The 6528-nt window shown below is 37.6% G+C and carries 8 protein-coding genes and 1 pseudogene; all 9 read left to right on the top strand.

Going from position 1 to position 6528, the window contains the following annotated elements; genetic code table 11:
- Positions 1–83 (top strand): annotated as a pseudogene (locus QZ055_RS09445) (translation elongation factor Ts); the annotation flags it as partial.
- Between the two features lie 62 nt (positions 84–145).
- Entirely contained in the window at positions 146–871 is a 726-nt protein-coding gene (gene pyrH / locus QZ055_RS07450) for a UMP kinase (RefSeq protein WP_024066541.1), read from the top strand.
- Positions 872–876: 5 nt separating this feature from the next.
- Positions 877–1437: a ribosome recycling factor gene (gene frr / locus QZ055_RS07445; RefSeq protein WP_024066542.1), complete on the top strand. Its 561-nt coding sequence runs from the start codon at positions 877–879 to the stop codon at positions 1435–1437.
- Positions 1437–1688 carry a hypothetical protein gene (locus QZ055_RS07440; protein ID WP_105085568.1) on the top strand — a complete coding sequence of 84 codons (252 nt, stop codon included), beginning with the start codon at positions 1437–1439 and terminating at the stop codon, positions 1686–1688. The genes frr and QZ055_RS07440 overlap by 1 nt, the downstream gene beginning before the upstream one ends.
- Positions 1669–2433 (top strand): isoprenyl transferase, encoded by a 765-nt coding sequence (locus tag QZ055_RS07435; RefSeq protein WP_227720938.1) that lies wholly within the window; start codon positions 1669–1671, stop codon positions 2431–2433. Before QZ055_RS07440 ends, QZ055_RS07435 begins: the two co-directional genes overlap by 20 nt.
- A gap of 3 nt (positions 2434–2436) precedes the next feature.
- Positions 2437–3261 carry a phosphatidate cytidylyltransferase gene (locus QZ055_RS07430; protein ID WP_295825727.1) on the top strand — a complete coding sequence of 275 codons (825 nt, stop codon included), beginning with the start codon at positions 2437–2439 and terminating at the stop codon, positions 3259–3261.
- A gap of 18 nt (positions 3262–3279) precedes the next feature.
- Entirely contained in the window at positions 3280–4425 is a 1146-nt protein-coding gene (locus QZ055_RS07425) for a 1-deoxy-D-xylulose-5-phosphate reductoisomerase (protein ID WP_295825726.1), read from the top strand.
- 8 nt (positions 4426–4433) lie between these two features.
- Entirely contained in the window at positions 4434–5450 is a 1017-nt protein-coding gene (rseP, locus tag QZ055_RS07420; protein WP_295825723.1) for an RIP metalloprotease RseP, read from the top strand.
- An 18-nt stretch (positions 5451–5468) separates the two neighbouring features.
- Positions 5469–6528: flavodoxin-dependent (E)-4-hydroxy-3-methylbut-2-enyl-diphosphate synthase (gene ispG / locus QZ055_RS07415; RefSeq protein ID WP_295825721.1), on the top strand; the 1060-nt coding region annotated here is incomplete at its 3' end.

The raw sequence follows: 6528 nt of genomic DNA, 5'->3' as shown, positions 1-6528 counted from the left end.
TTGTTCGCTACGGTTTGGGCGAAGGCATTGAAAAACGCCAAGATGACTTCGTAGCTGAAGTAATGGCATCTGTTGGTAAATAATTAAGAAATAATAAGAGAACACCGTACAGTGTTCTCTTATTTTGCAATAGAGGAGTAAACACATGGCAAAGAGAAACTTTAGACGTATTGTTTTGAAGTTGAGTGGTGAAGCATTAGCGGGTGAACAAGGTTTTGGTATTAACCCTGATGTTGTTGAAGAATTTGCAAAAGAAATTGCTGCTTTAGCAAAATCCACTGATTTAGAAATCGCAATTGTTGTTGGTGGCGGTAACTTGTGGAGAGGGTTAGCTGGTAGTAACCAAGGTATGGATCGTGCTACAGCTGACTATATGGGTATGCTAGCAACAGTAATGAACTCCTTAGCATTGCAAGATGCATTAGAACAAGCAGGCGTAGACACTCGTGTTCAAACTGCTATCGAAATGCAAGAAATTGCAGAACCTTATATTCGTCGTCGTGCAATTCGTCACTTAGAGAAAAAACGTATCGTTATCTTCGGTGCAGGTCTTGGTAAACCATACTTCTCTACAGACACAACAGCTGCATTGCGCGCTGCTGAAATTGAAGCAGATGCAATTTTGATGGCGAAGAAGTTTGCTGACGGTGTATATGATTCTGATCCTAAAACGAATCCTAATGCCGTTAAATTTGATGAATTAACATATAATGATATCATCACAAAAGAATTAAAGGTTATGGATGCAACATCCACAACTTTATGTAAAGATAATAATATCCCTATTATTGTATTTAGCATGGACATTCCTGGTAACATTACAAAAGCCGCTAAAGGTGAAGAGATTGGTACCATAGTTCGAGGAGAATAATTCAAATGGAAATTAAAGAATTGTTACAACAAGCAGAAGAACGCATGAATAAGTCTATTGAGGCTTTAAAACATGAATTCGCATCTATTCGTACAGGCCGTGCTAGTGTAGCATTGCTTGATAAAGTAATGGTTGATTATTATGGTAGCCCTACTCCAATTAACCAAGTTGCGAATATCTCTGTACCTGAGCCTCGCATGATTGTAATTGCACCTTGGGATAAAACTATGATTGGTGCCATTGAAAAGGCAATTTTACAATCCGATCTTGGTTTAAACCCAGGTAATGATGGTGCTCAAATTCGTTTAACTATTCCTCAATTAACTGAGGAGCGCCGTAAAGAAATCGTTAAGGTTGTTCATAAAAAAGCTGAAGATGCTAAAGTTGCAGTACGTAACATTCGTCGTGATGTAAATGATGCATTGAAAAAAGAAGAAAAAGCTAAAACAATTACTGAAGATGATGCTAAAGACGGTTTAGATCAAATCCAAAAACTTACAGATGCTAAAATTAAGCAGATTGATGAGTTAAAAGCAGTAAAAGAAAAGGACGTATTAGAAGTATAATGTTAGATTCTAATAGCCTTATTGGAATGCCATGGCAGCTTGCAAAGTCTCGTTTGCAGGCTGCCCATATTCCTTTTAAGGTAATGATTGGGGGATCCTTTAATCGCTTTTTTGATATTGCCGATAAAGGACTTTATGTAGCACGTATTACCAAGGTTGATGAGTGTTTACATATACTAGTGTATAGACCAATGATTGCCAGCGACTTCGGAAATTCTATCGAGGTAGACTATGCTAAAGAAATTATTTAACCGTAAACCATCTGATACGCCTGATATTGATAGTAATGCGATACCAAAACACGTTGCTATTATTATGGATGGCAATGGTCGTTGGGCTAAACGAAGAGGGATGCCACGATCTATGGGGCATCGTGCAGGAGCCGACGTATTAAAGCAGATTGTTATTGCTGCAGATGAGATTGGAATTAGAGCTCTTACGGTATATGGTTTCTCCACAGAGAACTGGAAGCGTCCTGAACAGGAAGTTTCTTTACTTATGGCTCTCATAAAAGAATACTTAAACAATAATGTTAAGTATATGCATGAACATAATGTACGCATTCGCTTTATTGGATATATTAGTGCTCTTTCTGATGAGCTTCAAAAGATTATTCGCGATGCAGAATTATTAACTCAGAATAATACAGGCCTTACCTTACAGTTAGCTATAAACTATGGTGGGCGTGATGAAATAGTAAGAACTATCCGCAACATTACAAACTCTGTTGCAGATGGAACTATAACTACAGACGATATTACAGAAGACTATGTTAGCTCCCAACTTTTCACGAAGGAGTTTAGTGATGTAGACTTATTAATTCGTCCAAGTAGTGATTTTAGAATTAGTAACTTTTTATTGTGGCAGCTAGCTTATGCTGAATTCTGGTTTACTGATTTACATTGGCCGGATTTCACTAAAGAAACATTATTGGAAGCTGTTGCAGCATATCAAAAACGAGAACGCCGATTTGGTGGCTTACGTGATGAGGAATAAAAAATGTTAAAAACACGTGTTATAACCGCTGTTATAGGTTTTATTATTGCCTTAGGGGCCATTACATTAGGCGGATCTGTGTATGATGTTCTTATTACATTATTAGCTCTATTGGGATGGCGTGAGTTTGTTTTACTAGGTAAAGCTAAACATGTGCGAATGTCCATTTTATGGGGGTATATTAGTATTTTATTATTGATGATTGCCTTTGCATGTCATCAGTATATTTTAGCAATTGCTATATTAGTATTGAGTTTATCAGCCAATTATATGTTATGTACATTTGGTGAAAATAAATACTCTTTAGCTAGCGTTTCTTTTAGTGTCTTTGGTTTATTATATGTTGGTATTGGCATGATTTCTTTGCTCATGATTCGTCATGATTCTATTTACATGTCTTTATCAATGCCTTTTGAACTACATAACTGGGGAACAATTACACTTTGGTTATTATTGTTTACTACGTGGGCTAGTGATACTTTTGCATACTTTGCAGGTCGTGCCTTTGGTAAACATAAAATTGTTCCATCCATTAGTCCTAATAAAACATTAGAAGGTTTTATTGGTGGCTTTATTGGCTGTATTATTACAGGTGCTGTATTTTCGTATATCGTGGGTATTCCATGGTGGACTGGTATTCATGTTGGTATGATTAGCGGTATACTTGCACCATTAGGTGATTTATTTGAATCAAAGATTAAACGATTATGTAATGTGAAAGATTCTGGTACCTTATTACCAGGTCATGGCGGTGTATTAGATCGGTTTGATAGCTTATTATTTACGGCACCTATTACATTGATTTATATATTACTATTCTCGTTCTAATCTAATAGAGGTAAGCTTATGAAATACCTAAGTATTATTGGCAGTACTGGCTCAATCGGTACACAGACACTAGATGTGGTGTCTCAACATCCAGATCAATTCAAGGTGGTTGCCTTAGTGGCACATCATAATATTGACCTCTTAGAAAAACAAATTAAAGAATATCAGCCGTTAGTAGCCGGTCTAGTTGATGAAAGTGCTTTTAAAGAGCTACAAGGACGCTATACAGGTCCTACAAAACTTGTGGGCGGTAAGGAAGCACTCATAGCTGCTGCTACGATTCAAGAAGCGACTATGGTTGTAACTGCTATTGTTGGTGCTGCAGGTATTGAACCTACTGTAGAGGCTATAAAGAAACGTAAGACTATAGGTCTAGCTAATAAGGAAACATTAGTTGCTGGTGGACCATTGATTACATCTTTGGCTAAGGAGTATGGCGTACAAATTCTACCTATTGATAGTGAACATAGCGCAATATTCCAGTGTTTAGAAGGTCAAAATCGCGAGAATGTTGATTCCCTAATTGTTACCGCTTCTGGTGGTCCTTTACGCACTTGGGATTCTGATAAAATTCAAACTGCCACAGCTGCTGATTGCCTACGTCATCCAACTTGGAATATGGGTAACAAGATTACGATTGACTCTGCATCTCTATTTAATAAAGGGTTAGAAGTAATTGAAGCTCATTGGCTATTTGGTTTTGATTTTGATCATATTGACGTAGTGGTACATCCACAAAGCATTGTTCATTCAATGATACGAATGAAAGATGGGGCCATCTTAGCACAAATGGGGAATCCCGATATGAGGGAGCCTATTCAGTATGCTTTGACATATCCTAAACGTGAAACTTTACATATGAATCATCTAGATTTTTCAAAGGCTTTACAATTAGAATTCTTGCCTCCTCGATATGATGATTTCCCGGCTCTTCGTCTTGCTTATGACGTAGGACGATCAAGCGGTTTTAAACCAGCTGTGTTTAATGCTGCAAATGAAACTGCAGTTTATGCATTTTTAGATGATAAAATCGCCTTTGGTGATATTTATAAAGTCGTCACATCAGTCCTTGAATCTATGGGACCTGAAGATGACTTTACATTAGACAATTTATTGGCCATCGATAGATGGGCTCGAGAAAAGGCCACATCATTGATGGTATAGGAGTATATATGACAACGGCATTAGCCACAATATTTGTATTTGGTTTAATCGTGTTTATTCATGAATTAGGCCATTTTGTTACAGCAAAAATGTCAGGTATGCAAGTAGACGAATTTGCCATTGGTTTTGGACCTGCCATATTCAAGGTTCAAAGAGGGGAAACATTATACTCGATTCGTATCATTCCTCTTGGTGGATTTAATCGTATTGCAGGTATGACACCTGACGAGCCTCTTAATGAGCGCTCATTTTATACTAAACCTGCATGGAAGAAATTTATTGTTATTTCTGCAGGTGCTGTATTTAACTTTTTATTGGCCATAGTTTTATTCTTTGGTCTCAATGCAACAGTAGGTAATCTCACGTATACAAATGATCCTGTTATCGGTAATATCATCCCAGGTAGCGCTGCTGAACAGGCACATTTACAATCTAACGATAGAATTCTTACCATCGATGGTAAAAAAATCTCTACATGGGATGAAATCCGTCCTAGCCTACAAGGTACTGCCAATCATGGTGTTACTGTTGTAGTAGATAGAGAAGGGGAAACTGTAGAAACTACAGTGATTCCAAAAATGGAACAGGATAGTCCTAAAATTGGTATTTATCCTAGTTATACTCGAGAAACTTATAGTATTGGAGAATCTTTTAGTTTAGCCGTTACTCGCACAGGTCAAACAATTGTTGCTATGTTAAGTGGCTTATATGATATGATTCGAGGCACACAGGCAGCAGAGCTATCTGGCCCTGTAGGGATTTCACAAATGGCTGGTACTATTGCACAATCTGGCTTTGCGCCACTATTAAGTTTTGCAGCATTTTTAAGTATTAACTTAGGGGTTATTAATCTTTTGCCATTACCTGTATTAGATGGTGGTCATTTAATTATTATTTTGGCTGAAGCTATCACAGGTCGTAAGTTACCTGCTAAGGCACTTATGTATATTCAAATGGTTGGTGTTGCTTTGATGGTAGCATTATTCTTATATGTAACAACTCAGGATATATTCCGATTACTATAAGATAGATGGGAGATTACAATGATTGTACGTAAACCAACAAATGGTATCTATGTAGGTACAGTTAAAATAGGTGATTATGCACCGGTAAGCATTCAATCTATGATTACCACTGATCCGGTTCACACGGAAAAGGCTATTGCTGAAATAAATCGCTTAGCTGAGGCTGGTTGTGAATTAGTACGTGTTGCAGTACCTACAATGGCATCTGCAAAAGCTTTAAAAGCAGTTCGTGCTGGTATCGATATTCCTTTAATTGCTGATATTCATTTCGACTATAAATTAGCTTTAGAAGCTATTGAGAATAATGTTGATGGATTGCGTATTAACCCAGGAAATATTGGCGGAGAGGATAAAGTATTAGCTGTTATTGAAAAAGCTAAACCTAAACAAATTCCAATTCGTATAGGTGTCAATGCTGGTTCTTTACCAAAGCATATCCTCGATGCTCATGGTGGTCATCCTACAGCAGATGGCATGGTAGAGACTGCATTAGAACATGTGCGAATTCTTGAAAAGCTCGACTATCGCCAAATGAAATTATCCATTAAAGCAACGGAAGTTCCTTTAATGGTAGAAGCCTATCGCAAGTTATCCGATAAGATTCCTTACCCTTTGCATTTAGGTGTTACTGAGGCTGGGACGATAAAACAAGGTACCATTAAGTCTGCTATGGGCATTGGTGCTTTATTATTAGACGGTATTGGTGATACATTACGGGTATCTTTAACGGGTGACCCAATACATGAAATAGAAGTAGGCCGAAGTATTTTAAGTAACTTGGGATTACGCAACTTTGGTGCTACAATGATTTCCTGCCCTACATGTGGCCGATGTCAAGTCAATCTGTTTGACATGGCGGGAATTGTAGAGGAGCGCTTAGCATCTATAAAAGCACCGATTAAAGTTGCTGTTATGGGATGTGTTGTAAATGGGCCCGGTGAGGCTCGTGAAGCTGATTTTGGTATTGCTGGTGGTAATGGTCAAGGTATTGTTTTCCGAAAGGGTGAAGTTATCAAGACTGTACCAGAAGCTGAATTAGTAGATACATTATTTAGAGAAATTGATCAATATTTAGAAA

The sequence above is a fragment of the uncultured Veillonella sp. genome (assembly GCF_905209685.1).
Classification (GTDB): domain Bacteria; phylum Bacillota; class Negativicutes; order Veillonellales; family Veillonellaceae; genus Veillonella.
Note: the sequence above shows the minus strand (reverse complement) of the source record. Positions and strands in the feature narration are given on the sequence as shown.